The organism is Burkholderia sp. MSMB1459WGS (genome assembly GCF_001534535.1).
GTDB lineage: Bacteria > Pseudomonadota > Gammaproteobacteria > Burkholderiales > Burkholderiaceae > Burkholderia.
Genome location: NZ_LPMU01000023.1, coordinates 768,263 through 789,126 on the forward strand (window position 1 = coordinate 768,263; position 20,864 = coordinate 789,126).

General features: G+C 67.8%; 20 protein-coding genes. 4 read left to right on the forward strand and 16 right to left on the reverse strand.

Annotation, left to right across the window (positions count from 1 at the left end; genetic code table 11):
• Positions 1-20: 20 nt before the first annotated feature.
• The 6 genes from WT97_RS11035 to WT97_RS11060 all read right to left on the reverse strand — a co-directional run bounded on the left by WT97_RS11035 (position 21) and on the right by WT97_RS11060 (position 5,004).
• Positions 21-881: a class I SAM-dependent methyltransferase gene (locus WT97_RS11035; protein ID WP_060032083.1), complete on the reverse strand. Its 861-nt coding sequence runs from the start codon at positions 879-881 to the stop codon at positions 21-23.
• 10 nt (positions 882-891) lie between these two features.
• The gene (locus WT97_RS11040) at positions 892-1,242 is read right to left on the reverse strand and encodes a glyoxalase/bleomycin resistance/extradiol dioxygenase family protein (RefSeq protein ID WP_059789652.1); all 351 of its coding nucleotides are present in this window, start codon (positions 1,240-1,242) and stop codon (positions 892-894) included.
• 1 nt (position 1,243) lies between these two features.
• A complete protein-coding gene (locus tag WT97_RS11045) occupies positions 1,244-1,420 on the reverse strand; it encodes a ribbon-helix-helix domain-containing protein (protein ID WP_059500247.1) in 177 nt (58 codons plus the stop codon).
• A 99-nt stretch (positions 1,421-1,519) separates the two neighbouring features.
• Positions 1,520-2,347, reverse strand: a complete 828-nt coding sequence (locus WT97_RS11050) for an arylamine N-acetyltransferase (RefSeq protein ID WP_059500246.1) — start codon at positions 2,345-2,347, stop codon at positions 1,520-1,522.
• Positions 2,348-2,474: 127 nt separating this feature from the next.
• Positions 2,475-3,161: a hypothetical protein gene (locus tag WT97_RS11055; protein WP_060353428.1), complete on the reverse strand. Its 687-nt coding sequence runs from the start codon at positions 3,159-3,161 to the stop codon at positions 2,475-2,477.
• Positions 3,162-3,519: 358 nt separating this feature from the next.
• A complete protein-coding gene (locus WT97_RS11060) occupies positions 3,520-5,004 on the reverse strand; it encodes an amidase (protein WP_060353429.1) in 1,485 nt (494 codons plus the stop codon).
• A 342-nt stretch (positions 5,005-5,346) separates the two neighbouring features.
• Here WT97_RS11060 and WT97_RS11065 point away from each other — a divergent pair, with 342 nt between their 5' ends.
• The 4 genes from WT97_RS11065 to acnB all read left to right on the forward strand — a co-directional run bounded on the left by WT97_RS11065 (position 5,347) and on the right by acnB (position 10,128).
• Positions 5,347-5,781, forward strand: a complete 435-nt coding sequence (locus tag WT97_RS11065; protein WP_060031920.1) for a universal stress protein — start codon at positions 5,347-5,349, stop codon at positions 5,779-5,781.
• Between the two features lie 476 nt (positions 5,782-6,257).
• Positions 6,258-6,506, forward strand: coding sequence for a hypothetical protein (locus WT97_RS11070; protein WP_059500242.1), 249 nt, complete (start codon positions 6,258-6,260; stop codon positions 6,504-6,506).
• Positions 6,507-6,631: 125 nt separating this feature from the next.
• Positions 6,632-7,105, forward strand: coding sequence for a nuclear transport factor 2 family protein (locus WT97_RS11075; RefSeq protein ID WP_060031923.1), 474 nt, complete (start codon positions 6,632-6,634; stop codon positions 7,103-7,105).
• A gap of 437 nt (positions 7,106-7,542) precedes the next feature.
• Positions 7,543-10,128 (forward strand): bifunctional aconitate hydratase 2/2-methylisocitrate dehydratase, encoded by a 2,586-nt coding sequence (acnB, locus tag WT97_RS11080; protein ID WP_059500240.1) that lies wholly within the window; start codon positions 7,543-7,545, stop codon positions 10,126-10,128.
• A 161-nt stretch (positions 10,129-10,289) separates the two neighbouring features.
• On the opposite strand, the gene WT97_RS11085 is transcribed toward acnB, so the two are convergent.
• The 10 genes from WT97_RS11085 to WT97_RS11130 all read right to left on the reverse strand — a co-directional run bounded on the left by WT97_RS11085 (position 10,290) and on the right by WT97_RS11130 (position 20,853).
• Positions 10,290-10,703: a PPC domain-containing DNA-binding protein gene (locus tag WT97_RS11085; protein WP_059500239.1), complete on the reverse strand. Its 414-nt coding sequence runs from the start codon at positions 10,701-10,703 to the stop codon at positions 10,290-10,292.
• 73 nt (positions 10,704-10,776) lie between these two features.
• Complete coding sequence (locus WT97_RS11090; protein ID WP_060353430.1) at positions 10,777-11,328, reverse strand: GNAT family N-acetyltransferase; 552 nt, start codon at positions 11,326-11,328, stop codon at positions 10,777-10,779.
• 169 nt (positions 11,329-11,497) lie between these two features.
• Complete coding sequence (locus WT97_RS11095; RefSeq protein ID WP_059500237.1) at positions 11,498-12,898, reverse strand: MFS transporter; 1,401 nt, start codon at positions 12,896-12,898, stop codon at positions 11,498-11,500.
• A 38-nt stretch (positions 12,899-12,936) separates the two neighbouring features.
• Entirely contained in the window at positions 12,937-14,181 is a 1,245-nt protein-coding gene (locus WT97_RS11100; protein WP_060353476.1) for an NAD(P)/FAD-dependent oxidoreductase, read from the reverse strand.
• A complete protein-coding gene (locus WT97_RS11105) occupies positions 14,181-15,140 on the reverse strand; it encodes a VOC family protein (protein ID WP_060353431.1) in 960 nt (319 codons plus the stop codon). Before WT97_RS11105 ends, WT97_RS11100 begins: the two co-directional genes overlap by 1 nt.
• An 18-nt stretch (positions 15,141-15,158) precedes the next feature.
• Complete coding sequence (locus tag WT97_RS11110; RefSeq protein WP_060353432.1) at positions 15,159-16,649, reverse strand: aldehyde dehydrogenase; 1,491 nt, start codon at positions 16,647-16,649, stop codon at positions 15,159-15,161.
• A 72-nt stretch (positions 16,650-16,721) separates the two neighbouring features.
• Positions 16,722-17,549 (reverse strand): aspartate dehydrogenase, encoded by an 828-nt coding sequence (locus WT97_RS11115; RefSeq protein WP_060353433.1) that lies wholly within the window; start codon positions 17,547-17,549, stop codon positions 16,722-16,724.
• Positions 17,542-19,209 carry a thiamine pyrophosphate-binding protein gene (locus WT97_RS11120; RefSeq protein WP_059783051.1) on the reverse strand — a complete coding sequence of 556 codons (1,668 nt, stop codon included), beginning with the start codon at positions 19,207-19,209 and terminating at the stop codon, positions 17,542-17,544. Before WT97_RS11120 ends, WT97_RS11115 begins: the two co-directional genes overlap by 8 nt.
• Positions 19,202-19,999, reverse strand: a complete 798-nt coding sequence (locus WT97_RS11125) for an SDR family oxidoreductase (RefSeq protein ID WP_059500232.1) — start codon at positions 19,997-19,999, stop codon at positions 19,202-19,204. Before WT97_RS11125 ends, WT97_RS11120 begins: the two co-directional genes overlap by 8 nt.
• A complete protein-coding gene (locus WT97_RS11130; RefSeq protein WP_060031935.1) occupies positions 19,996-20,853 on the reverse strand; it encodes an IclR family transcriptional regulator in 858 nt (285 codons plus the stop codon). Before WT97_RS11130 ends, WT97_RS11125 begins: the two co-directional genes overlap by 4 nt.
• Positions 20,854-20,864 lie beyond the last annotated feature (11 nt).

A 20,864-nucleotide genomic window follows, 5' to 3' on the forward strand; every position in this document is an offset into this window, starting at 1 on the left:
ACACGCGCGGCACGCCGCGGTCACACCGTCGCGACGAGCAGTTCCTCCGCGCGATTCGGCGGGCGCAACCCGTCGGTACGATCGGCGAAATAGCGGCGCGTGAGGTCCGCCGCCGACACGTGCTCGGCCCGCGTGAAGCCGGCTTGCGTCGCGAGCGCGCAAATCTGCGCCGGCGTGAAGAAACTGATGAACGGCGTGCCGCTCTCGCGCGCGCCCTTGGCGGCCATTTCGAGGCCCGGGCGCACGTCGGGATCGGCATGCTCGAGCGGCAGCAGGAAGGTCATCGCGAACGTCGAGCCCGGCGCGAGCGACGCCACCTCCCGCAACGCCGCCACGTTCGCTTCGTGCGTCAGGTACATGCTCACGCCGGTGGACACCACGACTGCCGGTTTGTCCGCATCGAAGCCCGCCCGCACGAGCGCGTCGTGCCACGATTGCTTCGCTTCGAAATCGACCGGCACGAAGCGCAGCCAGTCCGGCACGCCGAAGCCGAGTTCGATCAGGCGGCGGCGTTTCCACGCCTGAGGCGCGGGCGGATCGACCTCGAAGACGGTCAGTCGCGATGCCATCTCGGGCCGGCGCTGCACGAAACTGTCGAGGCCCGCGCCCAGGATCACGTACTGGTTCACGCCCCGCGCGGCCTCGTCGACGACGAGATCCTCGATGAAGCGCGCCCGCGCGACGATCGACGCGCGAAACGGCCGCGTGAAGCGCTGATCCATGTCGCCACGCCGCTGCCAGCCGGGCGGCGGCGCGAGCAGACGCAGGCCGACTTCATCGGCGAGCACGTGCGGCGGCTCATCGAGTTCGACGTGAAGCGCGCGCCACAGCGCGACGCGCTCGGCGGTGCTGTCGGGCCCATCCTGATGGCGGTCGGTCATCGTCATCACCTCATGCACCGGACTTGCCCGGCGCCTGCAGGCGCCACACGCGCCCGTCCGGATCGCGCACGGTCATGTCGCGCGTGCCCCAGTGCGTATCCTCGAACGGCGTGACCACGTCGACGATCGGTTGCGGCCGCACGGCCTGCTCGTCGGGCACCTTCAGCACGACCTGCATGTCGGGCTTCTCGCTCGCCGGCACCTCGGCGATGAACAGGAACGGGCCGTCGCCGCACCTGAGCTGGCCCGAGTGATGATCGGTTTCGAATTCCAGCGTGAAGCCCAGCGCCTGGAAAAACTTCGCCGACTTGCCCCAGTTGTGCGTCGTCAGGTACACGGCTTCGATTCGCTCGGATGACATGTCACTCCTCCTTGTCGGATGGGCCGGCCCCCGGTTGCGGAGCGGCCAGATACGCGCGCAATGCGTCGGCCACCAGCGCGGACAGCGACTGCTCCGTCTCGATGGCGCGATGCTTGACCTGCCGGATCAGACTCAGCGGCAGGTACACGTTGAATTGCTTCACTTCTTCGTCGGTCATGGTTGCTAGTATGCTAGCAATCTAGCAAAAGTCAACCGAAGACGATGGCGGGACGGTCACGGCCCGCGTGCGAGCCGCCGGCGATGTCGTGTATCCGTGTTACGTCGCGCGCGCCGCAAGCCGCGCGAACAGCGCGTCGAGATCGAATCCCGCCGTATCGATGCCGATCGTGTCGCGCAGGCACGCCGCCCAGTCGGCCGCATCGTCGAACGTGACCGTGCGCCCGGCTCCCGCCGCGTCGCGCAGCGTCAGCACGGTGTTGAGCAACGCCGCACGGCCGTCCGGCAGCACACGGCACGCGATCAGGTCGTTCACGAAGATCGATTCGGGATACGTCGACGTAAACCAGTTCGCGGCTTCGTAATCGATCCACTCGGCCGGCTTCAGCGAGAAGCGGTAGGTCGTCTGCCAGCCGTCGGGGATCTCGAACTGCATGTCGAATTCGCCGTCGACCGGTGCATCGATCACGCGAAACGCGCCGTGCGGCGTCAGTTGCCGCTCGCCCGGCACGAAGCGCAGCGGCGCGGTCAGCGTCGCGCTGCCGAAGCCGATGTCCGCGAGCCACGCCGCGCCGTCGAGATCGATGCGCAGCAGCATGTGCGTCTGCGCGGTGACGATCTCGGGCGGCCGCATCCAGCGCACGCGCGCGATCAGCGGCGTCACGCGAAAGCCGATCGTCGTGAGCGCGGTGTAGAACAGCTTGTTGAGTTCGAAGCAGTAGCCGCCGCGGCGGCGTTCGATCACCTTGTCGACGAGCGCGGGCAGGTCGAGCGCGACCCGCGCGCCGGTCAGCGGATTGAGGTTTTCGAACGGGATTGCCTGCGGATGCAGCAGATGCAGCCGGCGCAGCACGTCCAGCGTCGGTTCGGCCGGGCCGTCGTAGCCGATGCGGGAGAAATAGCGCGAGAGGTCGAACGAGTCAGTCATGAACCGGCACCGATGGGAGGAACACGCCACGATAGCATCGCGCGAAATCCCCATGTTGTGCGGGGCCATGGCGCGTCACCGGCGCGCACGATGCCGGCCACAGCATCGCGCACGCCACCGCGCGGCGTTACGGCAGCAGCTTCAGCGCGGACGACGCGACCGACGGCACCGAAATGCCCTGGCTCGTCGCGAACTGCACGGCCTGGCCGAGCGTCGCGGCAAGCGACTGCAACTGGCCCGGCGCGCTTTGCGCGATATACGTCGCGGCCTGCATGTTCTGCGGATTCAGGCCAGATTGCAGCAGCGACGCGGCGCTCGTCGAGCCGAGATTGCCGAGCCCCGACTGCAGTTGCGAATACTGCGTGAGGCCCTGCCCCAGCGACGCGAGGCCGTTGCTGAACGCCTGCTTGTCGATCGGGCCGTGCGTGCCGCCCCCGCTCGCGAATGCCTGGCCGAGCGCCTGCGACACCGATTGCTGCGCGCCGCCCATCTGCGACAGCGTGGCCGGCGACAGCGCATCGCCGCCGGACAACTGGCTCGCGGCCTGCTGCGCTTGCCCGGCCGCCCCCGTCAGCCCCATCGCCGACGCGAGCGACGACTGGCCGTTCAGCACCTGCTGATTCGCACCGACATAGGCCTGCAGCAACTGCGCGACACCGCCCTGCGCAGGCGCCGCCTGCTGCTGCCCGCCGCCGAACAGCGACGCGCCGATCGACTGCAGGTCGAGCTGCGCGTGCGCGGCGCCGCTCACCAGGATGCCGAACGCGATGCCTGCCGAGGCCAGATGCCGGCCCGTCGCGCGAATGTGCTTCATGTGTTTCCCTCGTGCCCGAATGGTCGAGGCGATATTGTCGAAGCGCGTCGCGCGCCGCCGCAACGACTGAAACACATCGAAACGAAATCGGGCCGCGCCGCCGCTTGCAATCCGGCGGCCGACGGGCCCCGTCGCACAGATTCCCGTGCGGTTGCCGCGCGATGTCGCGCACGTACCGCGATTCTTTCTCCGGTTGCATCAATGGATGCCGGCTCCGGCCTGCGCCGGCGACGCGACGCAATGCATCCGCCACGCGCTTCGCGTCGAGCGATGGACAATGAAACGGGCAGTCCGTCGCCGCCCGTTTCGTCGCCCGGCTTACCGGCTGCCTGCCGGCCGCGGTATTACGCTGCCGTTCTTACGCTGCCATCCACGCCGGCACTCGCCGGGCCACCCAGCCGGCCGCCTGCTCGTAGCCGCGCGCAAGCTGCAGCACGGCGAGATCGGCGCGCGGACGACCGATCAGTTGCATCCCCATCGGCAAGCCGGCGTCGTTGAAACCGACCGGCACGTTGATCACCGGGCAGCCGGCCAGCGTCCACGGCACGACCGTTTCCATCCAGCGGTGATAGGTGTCCATCGCGCGGCCCGCGATCTCCTTCGGCCAGCGCTGGTCGACGTCGAACGGGAACACCTGCGCGGTCGGCGCCGCGATGAAGTCGTAACGGTCGAAGAAGCTCAGCGCCGCCTGATGCCACGCGGTCCGTTCGACGCTCGCGTCGAACACCGCCGCGCCCTGCATCGCGAGCAGCCCCTCGACCTCGTAGATCGCCTCGGGCTTCAGCAGCGCGCGCCGCGCCGGGTCGCGATAGTGCGCGAGCAGCCCGCCGCCCGACAACAGGTGCCGGTGCGCGAGCCACAGGCGCCAGATCCGGTCGGGCGCGAACGCCGGCAGCGCCGCATCGACGTCGCAGCCGATCTCGCGCAGCGTCGCCAGCCCGCGCTCGCACTGCGCGAGCACGCCGGCCTCGGTCGCGAGATAGCCGTTCCAGTCGCCGACCCACGCGACGCGCTTGCCGCGCAGGTCCGCGTCGAGCGGCTGCGCGAACGCCGCCGGATCGTCCGCGAGCGACAGCGGATCGTTGCGGTCGTAGCCGGCCTGGATCGCGAGCAGCTGCGCGACGTCGCCGACCGTGCGGCCCATCGGCCCTTCGGTGCCGAGCTGCTGCATGAACACGTCGACGCCCGGCCAGCGCGGCACGCGGCCCTGCGACGGACGGAAGCCGTAGATGTTGCAGAACGCGGCCGGATTACGCAGCGAACCGCCGAAATCGCTGCCGTCCGCCACCGGCAGCATCCGCGACGCGAGCGCCGCCGCCGTGCCGCCGCTGCTGCCGCCCGCGCTCTTCGTCAGGTCGTACGGGTTGCGCGTCGCGCCGTAGACCTCGTTGAACGTGTGCGAACCGAGCCCGAACTCGGGCGTATTGGTCTTGCCGATGAAGATCGCGCCGGCCGCGCGCATCCGCGCGACGCCGACGGAGTCGGCCTGCGGCACGTTCTCGCGGAAGATCGGCGAGCCGTAAGTCGTGCGCAGCCCCTTCGTCATCGCCAGATCCTTCGGCGCTTGCGGCATCCCGTGCAGCCAGCCGCGGTACTCGCCGCGCACCAGCTCCGCGTCCTTTTCCGCGGCTTCCGCCAGCAGCGCATCGCGCTCGCGCAGCGCGACGATCGCGTTGACCGCGCCATTCACGCGCTCGATGTGATCGAGATACGCACGCATCGTCTCGACGCACGAAACCGCCTTGCCGCGGATCGCCGACGCAAGCTCGCCGGCCGACAGGCGCACGATCGGATCGACGGAAATGGAAGCGGGAGCGAGAAACTGCGGGGCGCCGTGCGGCATGCGGGTCTCCTGGGATGCGGTATCGGATGGCGCGCCGCCGAACGGCGGCCGACGCTCTACTCTACGCGACGCGCCCCGGGCGACCTCCGATATTTTGCGGCGCAATTCATTGCGGATCCGACTGAATCGCGCTCGCGGCGAGAGTCCGCACCGACTGGCCGGGGCCGGCGCTACCGCTCGCTGCCGTTTATGCGCATAAACTTAAATTTCTTATATTTTTAATCGGTGCGTCACGGGGCTGCGTGCGTTAACGACATTTTTATGCGGCCGGCCGATCTCTTTAGATCGTTTCGTCCGGCCGCCCGCTACGCTGGAAGCACTTCGTTTCCGGGTTCATCATCCATGCTCAAGCTGCTGGTTCCGGTCGGCCATTCGCCGCGCTCGCTTCAAGCCGTCCGGCACGCGACTTTTCTGTATCGCGAGCGCTGCGCGTCGGAGGTCGTGTTGGTCAACGTGCAGGCACCGCTCGAATCGACGCGGCTCGAGGCCTATCACCCGCTGTCGCGGTTGCGCGCGATCGAGACACGATTCGCGACCGACGATCTCGCGATGGCCGAGCGGCTCCTGCGCGATGCGGACGTGAAATACAGCGTCGTGATGAAGGTCGGGCCGGTGGCCGATACGATTGCGGCCACGGCAGCCGAAACCGGGTGCGACGAGATCGTCGTGGCCGTGCCGGGACGCGATCCGCTGCACGCATTGATGTCGGTGTTTCGGCGCAGCGTGATGGCCCGGCTGTTGCGGATTTCGAATGTGCCGGTAACGGCGGTGCAATGACGGGAACGGCGCGTCACGCGTGCGCACCGTGCGCACGCGGTCGCGCGGCGCTCACTCGATGACCTTGCGCCAGAACACGAAATAGGCGGCTGCCGAAGACGCCAGCAGCAGGATGGCCCACATCGGAGCAAGACTGATCAGGACGGACGAGACGTTCAACATTTGGATTCCTCACTATTTCGACAGCGATCTTCAACACCTGCCTGCTTGCCGGACCCGATGCGTCGACCTTGCATCGCGTTCCGTCAAATCATGCATTCATGCTATCGCTTTGAACGGCCGTGCGACCGCCGCCGCCGGCCCGCACCCTGACATTTGTCAAACTCGCGTGCATTGCCCGGCCATCGCACGGCGACGGAAAAACAGGACAGGATCGTCCTGCCTCGCCACCGCTTTCAGCAGACGTTTACCGGGGGAAGCCCCAAGTGCTTCGTCGAACGTGTCCGCGTTACGCTTGAGCAACGAGGAGACGAACCATGAGACGAGCCGTACATATCGCCGTTTTCGCCCTGCTGGCCTATCTCATCGGCGATCGCGCGATCCTGCACGCGCAGGGCCGCGACGCCAGCCCGCTCGCGTGCGAGCAAGGCGCCGCGCAGGTGAGGGCCGATGCGCTCGGTCGCGGCTTCGGCGAAACCGCCGCCGGCAGCCAGAGCGAGGCCTTCATGTCGGGCTGCCTGGTGACGGGACGGAGCGATCAGGCCGTCGCGATGGCCGCCCGCTGACGCGTATCATCCGGCAGCGAGCCGGCTACGCCCGACGTCGCGAGCACGGGCGTCGGTTCACGCTGCCTGCCCCACTGTCCCGATACGGACGCCACCGTTCACCCCCCTGCCCCGTTAGCCCCGACATGACCGATCCGAACACCGCGTTGATCCAGCGCTTCTACACGGCCTTCCAGCAGCGCGACATCGATGCGATGCTCGCGTGCTATGCCGACGACGTCGTATTCAGCGATCCCGCATTCGGCGAACTGCGCGGCGAACTCGCACACGACATGTGGCGGATGCTGGTCGCGCGGGCGCAGGAATTCTCGCTGACGTTCGGCGAAGTTGCCGCGGACGACCAGGCCGGGCGCGCGAAGTGGAGCGCGCACTACCGGTTCGCCGCGACCGGACGGAGAGTGGTCAACCGGATCGATGCGCGATTCCGGTTTCGCGACGGACGCATCGTCGAGCATCGCGACCATTTCGACCTGTGGCGCTGGGCGCGTCAGGCGCTCGGGACGAAAGGCGCCCTGCTCGGCTGGACGCCTTTCATGCAGCGCGCGATCCGCGCGCAGGCACGGAAAAATCTCGACGCGTATCGCGCCAAGCACAAGTAAACCGCGCCCCTGCGCTACGGCTTCATCGTCGCATCGATCGGGCCGCAGGCCATGTCGGCAACGCGTCAGTCGTCCGGATGCTCGAGGCCGTTCCGGCGATGCCCGCTTTCATCGGCCTCCGGATGCGGGCTCGCGAGCCCGCCGCCCCCGTGCCGTAGCGGTACGTGGCGGCTGCGATGTCCGGCCGTCGCTGGCCGGGAGCATCGCACCGTCCCGATAGCAGATCCAGCGCCTTTTCCTGCACCATACGACCGGCAACACGGCCTCGTTCCATGCATCCGTACCCCTCGTCTTCCGCGCCTCAACTCTTATATAAGACATAAGACATTTGACGTTGCACCCCGTTGAGATTAGAATTCCGCTCAAAGCAGTGCCTGGAATCGCCCCGGAGTGCCGGCAAGGCCTTCCCCTCAAACGCAATATCAGCAGGTCTCCCCATGCTTGAAAACTTTCGTGCTCACGTGGCCGCCCGCGCCGCGCTCGGTATTCCTCCCCTGCCGCTGACGGCTCAGCAGACCGCCGAACTGGTCGAATTGCTGACGAATCCGCCCGCCGGCGAAGAGCAGACGCTGCTCGAGCTGATCACCCATCGCGTGCCCGCGGGCGTCGACGAAGCCGCCCGCGTGAAGGCCGGCTTCCTGGCCGCCGTGGCCAAGGGCGAGACCGCCTGCCCGCTGATCTCGCGTGCGCGCGCCACCGAGCTGCTCGGCACGATGCTCGGCGGCTACAACATCCAGCCGCTGATCGAACTGCTGTCCGACGAAGCCGTCGCCGCAGTGGCCGCCGACGCGCTGAAGAAAACCCTGCTGATGTTCGACCAGTTCCATGACGTGAAGGAACTCGCCGACAAGGGCAACGCGCACGCGAAGTCCGTGCTGCAAAGCTGGGCGGATGCCGAATGGTTCACGAGCCGCCCGGAAGTGCCGGAAAGCCTGACCATCACCGTGTTCAAGGTCACGGGCGAAACCAACACCGACGACCTGTCGCCGGCGCCGGACGCCACCACCCGCCCGGACATCCCGATGCACGCGCTGGCGATGCTGAAGAACGCGCGCCCGGGCATCACGCCGGAAGAAGACGGCAAGCGCGGGCCGGTCAAGTTCATCGAATCGCTGAAGGAAAAGGGCCACCTGGTCGCCTACGTCGGCGACGTGGTCGGCACCGGCTCCTCGCGCAAGTCGGCCACCAACTCGGTGCTGTGGTTCACCGGCGAAGACATCCCGTTCGTCCCGAACAAGCGCTTCGGCGGCGTATGCCTCGGCGGCAAGATCGCCCCGATCTTCTACAACACGATGGAAGACGCCGGCGCGCTGCCGATCGAGCTCGACGTGTCGCAAATGAACATGGGCGACGTGGTCGAACTGCGCCCGTACGAAGGCAAGGCGCTGAAGGACGGCAAGGTCATCGCCGAATTCCAGGTGAAGTCCGACGTGCTGTTCGACGAAGTGCGCGCCGGCGGCCGCATTCCGCTGATCATCGGCCGCGGCCTGACCGCGAAGGCGCGCGAAGCGCTGGGCCTGCCGCCGTCGACGCTGTTCCGCCTGCCGCACCAGCCGGCCGACAGCGGCAAGGGCTTCTCGCTCGCGCAGAAGATGGTCGGCCGCGCGTGCGGCCTGCCCGAAGGCCAGGGCGTGCGCCCGGGCACGTACTGCGAACCGAAGATGACCTCGGTGGGCTCGCAGGACACCACGGGCCCGATGACCCGCGACGAACTGAAGGACCTCGCGTGCCTCGGCTTCTCGGCCGATCTCGTGATGCAGTCGTTCTGCCATACCGCCGCGTATCCGAAGCCGGTCGACGTGAAGACGCACCAGACGCTGCCGAACTTCATCAGCACGCGCGGCGGCATCGCGCTGCGCCCGGGCGACGGCGTGATCCACTCGTGGCTGAACCGCATGCTGCTGCCCGACACCGTCGGCACCGGCGGCGATTCGCATACGCGCTTCCCGATCGGCATCAGCTTCCCGGCAGGCTCGGGCCTCGTCGCGTTCGCGGCCGCCACCGGCACGATGCCGCTGGACATGCCGGAATCGGTGCTGGTCCGCTTCAAGGGCAAGATGCAGCCGGGCGTCACGCTGCGCGACCTCGTCAACGCGATTCCGCTGTACGCGATCAAGCAGGGCATGCTGACGGTCGCCAAGCAAGGCAAGAAGAACATCTTCTCGGGCCGCATTCTCGAAATCGAAGGCCTGCCCGACCTGAAGGTCGAGCAAGCGTTCGAGCTGTCGGATGCGTCCGCCGAGCGTTCGGCCGCCGGCTGCACGGTGCGCCTGAACAAGGAACCGATCATCGAGTACCTGAACAGCAACATCACGCTGCTCAAGTGGATGATCGCGCAGGGCTACCAGGATCCGCGCAGCCTGCAGCGCCGCATCGCGGCGATGGAACAGTGGCTGGCCGACCCGCAACTGCTCGCGCCGGATGCCGACGCCGAATACGCGGCCGTGATCGAGATCGACCTCGCCGACATCCACGAGCCGATCGTCGCGTGCCCGAACGATCCGGACGACGTGAAGACGCTGTCCGACGTCGCAGGCGCGAAGATCGACGAAGTGTTCATCGGCTCGTGCATGACCAACATCGGTCACTTCCGTGCCGCGTCGAAGCTGCTGGAAGGCAAGCGCGACATTCCGGTCAAGCTGTGGGTCGCGCCGCCGACCAAGATGGACCAGAAGCAGCTGACGGAAGAAGGTCACTACGGCGTGTTCGGCACGGCTGGCGCACGCACCGAAATGCCGGGCTGCTCGCTGTGCATGGGTAACCAGGCACAGGTGCGCGAAGGCGCGACGGTGATGTCGACGTCGACCCGCAATTTCCCGAACCGTCTGGGCAAGAACACGAACGTGTATCTCGGCTCGGCGGAACTGGCGGCGATCTGCTCGCGTCTGGGAAAGATCCCGACCAAGGAAGAGTACATGGCCGACATGGGCGTGCTCACCGCGAACGGCGACAAGATCTACCAGTACATGAACTTCGACCAGATCGAGGACTTCAAGGAAGTGGCCGACACCGTGCAGCTGTAAGCACGCAGTCGGGCTGCGGCGGGTGGTCGACGTCGCAGCGCACCGAAAGGCGCCGCGGGCCGACAGGCCGCGGCGCTTTTTTTCATGGATTGCGCCTTGCGGAATGAGCGGTAACGGGACGCGCTTCGATGACCGGCGATTCTAGCGCCGCGTCGCGACACTCATGCGGCGGCGCCGCCCGGCTCGCGACGAATCGCCAGTTCGTTGAAGCCGGTGCCCGCATCGGGCTCGCGCGAGAAACGATGCGCGGGCAGCAGCGCGAGCAGGATCTCGGCCGTCGTGCGCACCACGCAGCCGGGCGCAACATGGCCGCCCGTCACGCGGCCGTCCGCGTCCGAGACCGACATATGCAGATGCGCGCCGTCCGGCGACACCGAGCCGGCCAGCGTCAGGATTTCGAGGTCGCCGCGCAGCTCGGCCGGCTGGTCGGCGCCGGCGAAGCGCAACTGCGCGACGCTCAGGCTGCCGATGCCCTGGATCACGAAGGCCGCGTGCGATTCCTGCCGATGCAACGCTGCTTCGATGGCGCCGCGCAGATCGTCGCCGGGGGAAAGACGCAGAGGATGGGCTTGCATGGTCAATACCTGTGTTCGGGCCGTGGATTCGACCAAGGGTACGTTCGGGCGCGAAATCCGGCAAGCCGGCCACTTACGCACCGCGATCGCTCGCCAGCAACCCGTACAGTGCGCTGTCCGACACTTCGTCGCCGACGATCCACCGTTCGCGCAGCAGACCTTCCCGGACGAAACCCAACCGTTCGAGCAGCCCCGCCGATGCAACGTTGCGCGGATCGATATCGGCCTCGAGCCGGTTCAGCCGCAGCGTGCCGAACGCATGATCGATCATCGCCGACGCCGCTTCGCGCATGTATCCGCCGCGCCAGAACGTGCGCCGCAGGCAAAAGCCGATCTCGGCGCGCCGGCATTGCGCGTTCGCATGGAACAGCGCGCACTCGCCGAGCGCTTCGCCGGTTTCCCGCAGTTCGAGCACGCAGACCAGGCTCTCCCCGCTCGCGGACGTCTGCACGTTGCGCGCGACGCGCGCCTCGGCCTGCTCGATCTCCGTCATCGGCGAGAACGAGAAGTAGCGCATCGCTTGCGCATCGGACCAGATCTCGAAGAAAGTCGGTGCGTCGGCGTCGCGAAGCGGCCGCAGGACGAGGCGGGAAGTATGCAGCGTGACGGGTTCGAACAGGGGCATGGCGACGGTCTGATGAAAATCGTGACCGTGAATTAGAACACGCGAGCCGTGTGGCAGCCGTGGCGCCCGTTCGCGGCGCCCGACATGAAACGACCGGATCGCCGTGAAATGAAGCGGCCCGGGCAACATCCCCGGGCCTATGCACATCATCCGTGACTACCGGCCGCGCTTACGCTTCGAGCGCCTCCAGCACCTTCCCCTTCGTCTCGATCCCGACGAAGTGCACGGTCAGCGCCGCGATCAGCGGCACCACGCCGATCAGATAGAACGCCGGCGCGAGGTTCCCGCCGATGATCGCGTGCGGCACGACCATCGGCGCGACGAACGACGCGATCTTCAGCCACGCGCTGCCGAGCCCGCAGCCCGACGCGCGGATGCTCGTCGGATACTGCTCGGGCGTATAGACGTACGCGGTAATGAACCCCGACGCCATCAGCCCGAGCGACAGCGAACAGAAGACCGCGACCACATACACCGACGACGCGTGATAGATGCCGGCGAGCGCCAGCGACAGCGCGCACAGCACGAACGACCACACGATCACCGGCTTGCGGCCGAGCTTGTCGACCAGCAGCGCGGAGGCCAGCGACCCGAGCACGCCCATCACCGAGCCGATCACCGCGAGGTTCAGCGCGAGCTGCAGCGGTGCGTGATAGAAGTTCTTGTAGATCGTCGGCAGCCACGTCGACAGCCCGTACTGGATGAACCCGCAGGTCGCCCACAACGTCGCCACTGCGAGCGTGCGCTTGCGATACGCGGCGCTGAACAGGTCGCTCATCCGGCGCTTCGGATGCTGGCGCACCATCTCGTCGAACGCGGCCGCTTGCGTGACCGGCGGCAGCTCGCCGCGCACCGATCCTTCGAACATGCCGACCGCGCGCCCGGCCTCCGCGAGACGCCCGCGCGACGCGAGCCAGCGCGGCGATTCCGGCACGAGGCGCGTGAGCACGAGCGACAGGATCACCGGCAGCCCGCCGACGAAATACATGATTTCCCAGCCGAAGCGCGGCACGAGCCACGCGCCGAGCGCCATCGACACGAGCAGGCCGATCGGGAACACGATCTCGTACAGCAGCACGAAGCGGCCGCGGCCATGCGCGCGCGTGATTTCGTTGATGTACGTGGCCGCGACCGGCAACTCGCCGCCGAGCCCGAGCCCCTGCAGGATCCGCAGCAGCACGAACACCTCGAACGTAGGCGCGAAGCCGCACGCGATACTCGTGATGCCGATCACGGCCGAACTCCACGCGATGGCCTTCACGCGGCCATGCTTTTCCGCGAGCGCGGGAAAGAGGAATGCGCCGATCAGCTGGCCGATCGCGCCGGACGCGATCAGCATGCCGATCTGCGTCGGCGACAGCCCCCATTTGTGAATCAGCAGCGGCAGCGTCGCCGCGATCGTGATCACGTCGAAGCCGTCGAAGAACGTCGCGGTGCCGATCAGCACGCGTGCGCGGATCTGCATCGCGTTGGCCGGAAGCCGCTCGAGCCGCGCGATGATCGCGCCGGGCGTGGAGGCGGCAGCTTCCATCGTGGCCCTGCCGGCCACGACGTTGTCGAAAGTGCTCATGCGGGGTGTCTCCTGGGGTCTCTTTCCGGTTGGGCCGGTCAGGCAAGCGCTTGGGTCGTGTCTGCCAGGGCTTCCGTATCCACTGCCCGGCCCTGGTTCATCCACTTGCGCGCGAGCTTCAGCTCGCGTGCGTTGTTCACGGCGACGACACCTCTCACATGTCCGTCGCCCACGAAAAACAGCGTCGCACGACGCGCGGCGAGATCGCCGCGCACGACGAGCTGCGCATCGGCCGGCAGATCGCCGAGGATCTGCAGGTTCACGTCGTACTGATCGGACCAGAACCACGGAATCTCCGCGTACGGTGCGCGCACGCCGAGCACGGCTTTCGCGGCCGCGATCGCCTGGTTCTGCGCGTTCGCCCACGATTCCAGCCGCACGCGCCGCTTCAGCCAGCCGTTGTGATGGTTCGCGACGTCGCCGCACGCGAAGATCGCGGGGTCGCTGGTCGCGCCGTATTCGTCGACGACGATGCCGTCGTCGACCGCGAGCCCCGCGTCGCTCGCCAGCGACGCATTCAGTGCGAGACCGATGCCGGCCACCGCGAAATCGGCGTCGATCGTCGTGCCGTCGGCGAGCGTCGCGCGTACCTTCGACGCGTCGTCCGGCTGCGGGTCGAGCGACGCGAGCGCCGCGCCCATGCGCACGTCGACGCCGTTCGAACGATGCAGGTCGAGCAGGAAGTCGGACACGATATGCGGCACCGAACGCCCGCACAGCCGCGGCGCGCCTTCGACCACGACGGCGTCTACGCCGAGCTTGCGCGCGGTCGCCGCGACTTCGAGGCCGATCCAGCCGCCGCCGATCACGAGCACGCGCCGGCTCGCCCGCAGCTTCTCGCCGAGCGCGGCCGCTTCGTCGAGCGTGCGCAGGTAATGCAGGTTCGGCGTGTTGACGAGCGCATCGGGCAAGCGGCGCGACGTGCCGCCGGTCGCAATCACGAGCCGGTCGTATTCGATCTCGCGGCCGCTTTCGGTCCTCACCACGCGCCGCGTGCGGTCGATCGACGCCGCGCGTTCCGGCTGCCATGCCTCGACGTTCAGCGCGTCGAATTCGTCGGGACGCACGACGCGCACGGTCTCGATGTCGGCGTCGCCGGCCAGCACGGCCTTCGACAGCGGCGGGCGCTCGTACGGCAGGTGCGGCTCGTCGGCGATCATCACGAGACGGCCCGCATACCCTTGCGCGCGCAACGTCTTCAACACCCAGCCGGCGGCCTGGCCGCCGCCGATCACGACCACCGTGCCCGGCGCGGGCTGCGCGGGCGTATTCGCTTCGGGCATCATTTGCGCTCCGTCATGAACTTGCCTTCCGGCGCCTTCGCGTTCTTCTGCCGGCGCGTGTTGCCGTCCAGGCCGCCGTCGACGGCCCACTCGGCGAACACGGTCGGCCCCGGTTCGAATTCGCGCGGTTGCCAGTCCGGCGTCAGCACGTCCTCGTCCGCGTAGTACTCGATCAGCGCGCCGGCCGGATTCTGGAAGTACCAGAAGTACGCGGACGACACCGGGTGACGCCCCGGGCCGAGTTGCGTTTCCCAGCCGCAGCGGTCGATGTGCATGCCGCCGCCGAATACTTCGTGGATGTCGCGCACGGTGAATGCGACGTGGTTCAGGCCGCGTTTGCCGTTCGGCAGCGCGAGCAGGAACAGGTCGTGATGGCCGCCGTGCGGCGCGCAGCGCATGAACGCGCCGCGGCCCGGATACCGGTCCGACGTCTCGAAGCCGAGCAACTCGTGATAGAACCTTTCCTGCGCGTCGAGGCAGTTCGTGAAGAACACGACATGTCCGACCTCCACCGGCTCCGCACGCGCATAGATCGGGCTCGGCTGATCCACGCGCAGCGTCCGGCCCCAAACGTTCGACGGCGAGCCCGCGATGTCGAGTGCGCGTTTGCGCGTGACTTCGACGCGAATCGCCATCCCGTTCGGGTCGATGCAGCCGAGCGCATCGTCCTGCGCGTAATAGCCGGGCTGGCCGGCCAGCTTCGTGCGCAATGCGTCGAGTTCGCCCTGCGTCGCGACGCCCCACGTGACTTCCCGCAGCGTCGGGCCTGCTTCGAACGCGGGCGGCAGCGACGGATCGTCGGCTTTCACGACCAGCACGGTGCAACCGTTCAGCGTCTCGAAACGCACACGCGTGTCGTCGTGCGCGACTTCCTTCAGCCCCCAATCGGCGAAGAAGCGCCGGCACGCGGCGAGGTCGTCGACACCGTAGGTGATCTGCTCGATTCCCAAAATGCTCATTGCGTCATTCCCCTTCGCTCAGTTCGCCCACGGCAGCGGCGCGTCGTTCAAGCCCCAGTAGAGGCTCTTCTGCTGCATGTATTCGCGGATGCCGAGACGCCCCTTCTCGCGCCCCATCCCGCTCTCCTTCCAGCCCGAGAACGGCGTGGAGATCGAGAACAGCTTGTACGTGTTGATCCAGACGGTGCCCGTCTCCAGCGCGCGCGCGATGCGCCACGCGCGCTTGTAGTCGCGGGTCCAGATGCCCGCAGCCAGCCCGAACACACTGTCGTTCGCCTGTGCGATCAACGACGCTTCGTCGTCGAACGGCATCGCGACCAGCACCGGCCCGAAGATTTCCTCCTGGCAGATGCGCGCGCTGTTCGGCAAGCCTTCGAGAATCGTCGGCTGATAGAAGAAGCCGTGCTCGCGCCCGTCGCCCGCCGGCCGCTCGCCGCCGCACAGCAGGCGGCCGCCTTCTTCCAGCCCGAGCGCCACGTAGCGTTCGACCGATTCGCGATGCTTCGCGGTGATCAACGGGCCCATCTGCGTGTCGGGTCGCGTCGGGTCGCCCACGCGCAGCTTGCGTGCACCGGCCACCAGGCGCTTCATGAATTCGTCGTATATCGCGCGCTGCACGAACAGTCGCGAACCGGCGATGCACGCTTCGCCCGACGAGCTGAAGATGCCGTACAGCACGCCGTTGACCGCATGGTCGAGATCGGCGTCGTCGCATACGATCGTCGGCGACTTGCCGCCGAGTTCGAGCGACACGGGCATCAGCTTCTCGGCCGCGATGCGCGCGATACCGCGACCCACTTCGGTGCCGCCGGTAAACGACACCTTCTTCACGAGCGGATGACGCACGAGCACGTCGCCGATCACCGAGCCCTTGCCCGGCAGCACGCTCAGCACGCCCTTCGGCACGCCCGCTTCCTCGCAGATGCGCGCCAGCGCGAGCGAGACGAGCGGCGTGACCTCGGCCGGCTTGAGCACCACCGCGTTGCCGCCGGCCAGCGCCGGCGCGAGCTTTTGCGCATCGGACGCGATCGGCGAATTCCACGGCGTGATCGCCGCGATCACGCCGATCGGCTCGTACACGCTCATCGTCAGGTAGTCGCCGCGCGACGGCGTCAACTCCTCGTCGAGCGTTTCGAGGCAGGCCGCGAAATAGCGGAACGTGTTCGCGGCGCTGGCCACCAGCACGCGCGTCTCGCCGATCGGCTTGCCGTTGTCGCGGCGCTGCAGGTTCGCGAGCGCCTCGTGGCGCTGCATGATGAGATCGGCGATGCGGTACAGCACCTGCGCGCGCTGGTGCGGCTTCAGCCCGGCCCAGTCTGCGCGGCGCCATGCGGCGTCGGCCGCCACGACGGCGTCGGCCGCGTCTTCCGCGTTCGCCGTCGATACTTCCATGTTCGGCGACTGGTCGGCCGGATAGATGCTCGTGTAAGGCGCACCGCGGCCGCGCCGCCACTCGCCGCCGATCAGGATGTCGCCGTCGGGTACGAGGCTCGTATCGAAAGGAGTCATGTCACAAGTCCCACAAATCTGTCTCTGCACATCCGCCCTCGCCTTGGCGCGGGCGGACGCTCGATGGTCCGGTCAGATCACGCAGCGGGCCGCGCGGTTGCGCAGCGCACGAATCGCGCTGTACGCCGTCAGCGCGGACGTCTTAGGGTTGTCGGGCAGCGGCTTGCCGCTCATTTCCAGCGACATCTCGCCGAATGCGCCGCGCGCGGTGATCCGGTGCACGTTGCGCGCGACCGCCGGATCGGCAATCAGGCGCACGTGCGTCGCGTCGAGGCCGAGGCCCGCGAGCGCGACCGTCGCCGCGACGTTCGCATTCTTCGGGTAAAGCCGCGCGGCGTCGCGCGCGGTGCCTTCGAAGATCACCTTTTCCTCGGTCATCGCGCGCAGATCGCACAATTCCTCGGCCGGCGTGCCGAGCCAGCCGAGCGGCGGCTTACGGCCGACGTACAACACGTCGTCGAGGCCGCCCTGCTTCGCGGACGCCAGCGCGTCGATGCCGCCGATCGCGCCGGACAGCAGCGTCACCGTCGTGCCGCCTTCGTCCGCCGCTTGCGACAGCGCGTCGAGCAGCGCGAGATCGGACAGCGCGCCGATCGACGCGACCGCGCAATCGGTGCCGGCCTTCAGCAGCGGCACGACGTGGTCGACGAGCGCGCTGTGGCCCGCGCATTCGAGCGCGAACTCGGGGCGGCGGGCCAGCGCGTCGACCGACGACACGACCTCCACCGCACCGCCGAGCGCGTCCTGCACCACCGCGCGCTGGTGTTCCGGCACGATCACGTGCGCGACGCGCAGCGACGCATCGTGCTCGACCGCGTGGTACACGGCCGCGCCGATCGCGCCGAAGCCGATCATCGCGACGTCGACGGGGGCATGCGCCCGCTGTTGCCCGTTACGCATACTGGCGCTCCGTCGGCGCTTCCTTCTTCACCGGCGGGCCGGCGAATGCCGACGCGAACGAGCCGACCGACAGCATGTCGACCTCGACCATCACCGGCCCTTCCTTCGCGAGCCCTTCGCGCACGATCGCTTCGGCCTGGTCGAGCGACGTGATCCGGTAGTGCGTGAGGCCGAAGCTCGCGCAGAACTGCGCGAAATCGGGCTGGTGCAGTTGCACGAAGCAGCGGCGGCCGCCGTAGTGCGCGTCCTGGATGTTGCGGATCACGCCGTAGCACTGGTCGTTCATCAGCACGATCATCACGTTCGCGTTTTCCTGCACGGCCGTCACGAGTTCGCCGACGTTGACCATCAGGCCGCCGTCGCCGACGAGGCAGACCGTCTTCGCCGCCGCGCCCGCGAGCGCGGCACCGATGCCCATCTGGATGCCCTGGCCGATGCCGCCGCCGAGCGCATGCACGCCCGAGCGCGGCTCGAAGATCTTCAGCAGGCGGTTGCCCCACGTGCTGTTCGAGATCGTCACGTCGCGCACCCAGTTGTAGTCGCGGCCGACCGCGGCCTGCAGCGTGTCGACGAGCTTCTTGTACGGCCCGAGGCCCTTCGCCACGTCGGCCACTGCCGCCTCGCGGGCCGCCGCGAGATCGGCCGCGAATTGCGGATCGACCGACAGGCGGCCTTCGAGGCGATCGGCCAGCTCGGCCAGCACGCGCTTCGAATCGCCATGCACGAACAACGCGTTGCGATAGCCGCGGTTGTCGGCGAGCGCATCGGCATCGATGCGGAACAGCGGCTGCGGCAGCGCGAGCTTGTACTTCAGCGTTTCGTTGCCGCGCAGGCGCGAGCCGACCACGACGAGTGCGTCGCAGGTCTTGTAGAACGCTTCGACCGACGCGTGCACGTTGAACGCGCCGAGCGTCGCCGGATGATCCTCGGGCAGCACGCCGCGGCCCTGCACGCTCGTCACGACGCCGAAGCCGAGCTTCACGAGGCGTTCGACTTCCGCACGTGCGTGACGCGCGCCGCCGCCGAGCCACAGCAGCGGGCGGCGCTTGGCCGCGAGGGCGTCGGCGAGCTTCGCGACGCGGGCTTCGTCGTGCTCGCGCACCGCGACGTGCGCGGGTGCGAGATCTTCCGGCCATTCGATTTCGGCCGCCTGGATGTCGATCGGAATCTCGACGGACACGGGGCCGGTAGGCGCGGTTTGCGCGATGCGCACGGCTTCGCGGATCGTCGGCAGCACGGTTTCGACCGTGCGCACGCGGAACGCGGCCTTCGAGATCGAGTCGAGCATCGACAACTGGTCCGGCGCTTCGTGGATGTACGCGAGATCCTGGTCGAGGTACGGCGTCTCGATCTGCCCGGTCACGTGCAGCAGCGCGGTGCCGGCCGTCAGCGCCTCGACCATCGCGCCGGCCGCGTTGCCCGCCGCCGTGCCCGTGCTCGTGAATGCGACGCCGAGGCCGCCCGACACGCGGGCCAGCCCGTCGGCCATGTTCAACGCCCCCGCTTCGCCGCGCGCACCGACATACCGGATGTTGCCGCGCGAGTGGATCGCGTCGAGGATCGGCATGTTGTGGATCGAGATGACACCGAATGCGGTCTTCACGCCGCACTGCTCGAGAAAGGCGGCAATCAGCTCGCCAACCGTGGTTTTTTCAGACATGGCGTGCAAAGCCTCCAGAAACGTCGATATGGCTGCCCGTCGTGTAGGACGACAGATGCGTTGCGAGATAAAAAAGTGCCCAGGCGGCCTCGTCGGGCTTGCCGAAGCGATTCAGCGGAATGTTCTTCTTGCGGGCGAGCGCGCCCGTCCAGTCCTCCCAGCTTTCGCCGGGCTGTGCCTGCGTGTCGTAGCGGCGGCGCCACTGCCCCGACTCGACGATGCCGATCAGGATCGAGTTCACACGGATGCGCTGCGGCGCCAGCTCGGCTGCGAGCGACTTCACGAGGCTGAGCACGCCGGCACGCGCCGACGACGTCGCGACCATGTGCGGCTCCGGCTGCAACGCGAGCAGCGAATTCACGCAGGTGATCGTCGGCGCCTGCGCGTCGCGCAGCAGCGGCAGGAACGCGCGCGTCGGGCGGATGATGCTGAAGTACTTCAGTTCGAGTTCTTCGCGCCACGCGTCGTCGGTCGTGTCGGCGAAGGTCGATACGCGGCCCTGGCCGGCATTGTTGACGAGCATGTCGGCGCGGCCGAAACGCGCGGACACCGCTTGCGCGAAGCCGGCCACGTCGGTTTCGTCGAGCACGTTGCAGCGCGTGGCCAGCAGTTGCGCATCGGCGTACTTGTCGCGCAGCATCGCCTCGGCGCGTGCGAGGCGGTCGCCGTCGCGGCCGCAAATCGCGACCGACGCGCCCGCCTGCAGGAACCGTTCGGCCGTCGCGAGGCCGATGCCGGACGAACCGCCCGTCACCACCGCCACCTGCCCGGTGAGATCGATCTGAATCATCGGAGTCCTAAAGCCTTGAGAAACGTGTGCTCGTCATCCGAGCGATAATTGAGCCGACGCGACAATTCCGCCGCCGCGCGCTGCACCTTGTCGATCAGCCCGTCGGCGATCAGCGCCGCGTCGATCTCCGGACGCGGCACCGTCACCGTGATGCACGCGACGATCCGCTGCGTCTCGTTGCGCACCGGCGCCGTGACGACCGAGATCCCGCGCTCGAACGACGAATTGCTGACGCCGTAGCCGCGCAGCGCATCCTCGCGGATCACTTCGTACAACGCATCGACCGTTTCGGGCGTCGCGCTCGTCATCCGGCTCAGCGCGCCTTCCGGATACAGCGCACGCAGCTCCTTCAGCGACAGGTCGCCCATCAGCACGTGGCCATGCGTCGTCGCATGCGCGGGCAGCCGCGTGCCGACGTTCACGCGGATCGAGCTGAACACCGGCGACTGGCTCTGCGCCTTCGCGACGAACACCACGTCGCGGCCGTCGCGAATCACGATGTGCGTCGTGAAGCCGGTCGCATCGCGCAGGCTCTCGATCACCGGCAGGCCGAGATCGGTCAGCTCCAGCGAGCTCAGATATTCGAAGCCGAGCCGCAGCACGGCGACGCCGAGCCTGTAGTTGCGATCCTTGTCCGCGCGTTCGAGAAAGCCGAGCGATTCGAGCGTCTGCAGCAGACGGAACACCGTCGTGCGCGGAATGCCGAGCCGCTTCGACAACTCGGGCGCGCCGAGCACGGGCTCGCGCGGCGAGAATTCGGCGAGAATGCGCAGCCCGCGCTCGAGGCCCGGCACCACGTAGCTGGCTTCGGCCTTCGCGTTTTCGGATTCGTTTCGTTGCAGCGGTTCGCTCATGATGCCTCCCG

Excerpts from the sequence above, each read along its gene's own strand:
- WT97_RS11035 (WP_060032083.1), bottom strand. The coding sequence starts at position 881 with ATGACCGACCGCCATCAGGATGGGCCCGACAGCACCGCCGAGCGCGTC.
- WT97_RS11040 (WP_059789652.1), bottom strand. The coding sequence starts at position 1,242 with ATGTCATCCGAGCGAATCGAAGCCGTGTACCTGACGACGCACAACTGG.
- WT97_RS11045 (WP_059500247.1), bottom strand. The coding sequence starts at position 1,420 with ATGACCGACGAAGAAGTGAAGCAATTCAACGTGTACCTGCCGCTGAGT.
- WT97_RS11050 (WP_059500246.1), bottom strand. The coding sequence starts at position 2,347 with ATGACTGACTCGTTCGACCTCTCGCGCTATTTCTCCCGCATCGGCTAC.
- WT97_RS11055 (WP_060353428.1), bottom strand. The coding sequence starts at position 3,161 with ATGAAGCACATTCGCGCGACGGGCCGGCATCTGGCCTCGGCAGGCATC.
- WT97_RS11060 (WP_060353429.1), bottom strand. The coding sequence starts at position 5,004 with ATGCCGCACGGCGCCCCGCAGTTTCTCGCTCCCGCTTCCATTTCCGTC.
- WT97_RS11065 (WP_060031920.1), top strand. The coding sequence starts at position 5,347 with ATGCTCAAGCTGCTGGTTCCGGTCGGCCATTCGCCGCGCTCGCTTCAA.
- WT97_RS11070 (WP_059500242.1), top strand. The coding sequence starts at position 6,258 with ATGAGACGAGCCGTACATATCGCCGTTTTCGCCCTGCTGGCCTATCTC.
- WT97_RS11075 (WP_060031923.1), top strand. The coding sequence starts at position 6,632 with ATGACCGATCCGAACACCGCGTTGATCCAGCGCTTCTACACGGCCTTC.
- acnB (WP_059500240.1), top strand. The coding sequence starts at position 7,543 with ATGCTTGAAAACTTTCGTGCTCACGTGGCCGCCCGCGCCGCGCTCGGT.
- WT97_RS11085 (WP_059500239.1), bottom strand. The coding sequence starts at position 10,703 with ATGCAAGCCCATCCTCTGCGTCTTTCCCCCGGCGACGATCTGCGCGGC.
- WT97_RS11090 (WP_060353430.1), bottom strand. The coding sequence starts at position 11,328 with ATGCCCCTGTTCGAACCCGTCACGCTGCATACTTCCCGCCTCGTCCTG.
- WT97_RS11095 (WP_059500237.1), bottom strand. The coding sequence starts at position 12,898 with ATGAGCACTTTCGACAACGTCGTGGCCGGCAGGGCCACGATGGAAGCT.
- WT97_RS11100 (WP_060353476.1), bottom strand. The coding sequence starts at position 14,181 with ATGCCCGAAGCGAATACGCCCGCGCAGCCCGCGCCGGGCACGGTGGTC.
- WT97_RS11105 (WP_060353431.1), bottom strand. The coding sequence starts at position 15,140 with ATGAGCATTTTGGGAATCGAGCAGATCACCTACGGTGTCGACGACCTC.
- WT97_RS11110 (WP_060353432.1), bottom strand. The coding sequence starts at position 16,649 with ATGACTCCTTTCGATACGAGCCTCGTACCCGACGGCGACATCCTGATC.
- WT97_RS11115 (WP_060353433.1), bottom strand. The coding sequence starts at position 17,549 with ATGCGTAACGGGCAACAGCGGGCGCATGCCCCCGTCGACGTCGCGATG.
- WT97_RS11120 (WP_059783051.1), bottom strand. The coding sequence starts at position 19,209 with ATGTCTGAAAAAACCACGGTTGGCGAGCTGATTGCCGCCTTTCTCGAG.
- WT97_RS11125 (WP_059500232.1), bottom strand. The coding sequence starts at position 19,999 with ATGATTCAGATCGATCTCACCGGGCAGGTGGCGGTGGTGACGGGCGGT.
- WT97_RS11130 (WP_060031935.1), bottom strand. The coding sequence starts at position 20,853 with ATGAGCGAACCGCTGCAACGAAACGAATCCGAAAACGCGAAGGCCGAA.